At 68.6% G+C, this 1,030-nt stretch carries 1 pseudogene; it reads right to left on the bottom strand.

Features of this window, described 5'->3' with window-relative positions:
- Positions 1 to 1,030: pseudogene (locus tag JIM94_RS11245) on the bottom strand (hypothetical protein); the annotation flags it as partial.

Below are 1,030 nucleotides of genomic sequence, written 5' to 3'. Positions count from 1 at the left end.
CACCCGGGGCACCGCCACGCACCTGCCCACCACCCGGCACGCCACCGGAACCAACCGACACCCCCGGAACACCAACACCACCCACACGACCCGCCCCGGAACCCGTCCGCACACCACCAGGGCCACCACCAGTGCCATCACCGGGGCCACCCAGGCCAGCACCAGGGCCACCGGGGTGCAGGTGGCCTGCCCCACCGACACCACCACGACCCGACACACCCACCACACCACCAGGCGAGGTGACCGCCCCGGCAGAACCAACCCCACCCACAGCACCCGTAGCACCGGTCCCGACCACAGGTGACACCCCGGCACCGGACACCCCGGCGGCACTGACCCCGGCAGGCGGTATCCCGGTCGCACCCGGATGCACGACAGTCGCACCACCGGCCTGCGCGGTCGCGATCCGATCCGCGGTGGTTCCCGCAGCACCTGTGCCCACACCACCGGCAACCGAGGCACTGTCGTCTCCCACCGTGATCTGTCCACCACCGGTCGAGGCGTAACCGGTGGTCGCGGCGGAAGGGGTCTGCATCAGGTGACTGATCGGCGGGACAGCCTCAGCCACCGCCGCCGGTAGTGCCCCGGCGAGAAAGGACTCAACCCACACACGTTCGGCGGTATCCCGCTCCTCGGGGTCTTTGATCTCCTCGATCGCGGCCTGCGCCAGGGAGATCTCTGTCTGCGCCCAGGAGTTGATGGGGTTGAGTCTGGCGATGGTGTGCCCCATGATCCGGGCGTTACCGGAAAAGATCCTGGCGTTGTCGGCGACGGCGGTGATGGTGTGTGCGGCCTGTTCGAAGGACTGTCCCTCGGTGAGGTCGGTGATCTGGTGGGCGATGGCGTCGAGTTCGTCGGCGATGTCGGCGGTGTCGGTCGACATCCGGGTCCAGGCTTGTTCCGCTCGTTTCGCCGCCGAGGTGTCTGTACCGGCGAACGCGGCGGACAGTTCGGTCAGTGTCGTTGCCCCGCCGATCGCCGGTGAGTTGAAGGTAAACGCCCGGTACCCGGCCTCAGGACGATCAGGGAA

The sequence above is a fragment of the Corynebacterium pygosceleis genome (assembly GCF_016595275.2).
Taxonomy (GTDB): domain Bacteria; phylum Actinomycetota; class Actinomycetes; order Mycobacteriales; family Mycobacteriaceae; genus Corynebacterium; species Corynebacterium pygosceleis.
The sequence above is the reverse complement of the archived record's forward strand: the minus strand, read 5'-3'. Positions and strand labels throughout refer to the sequence as shown.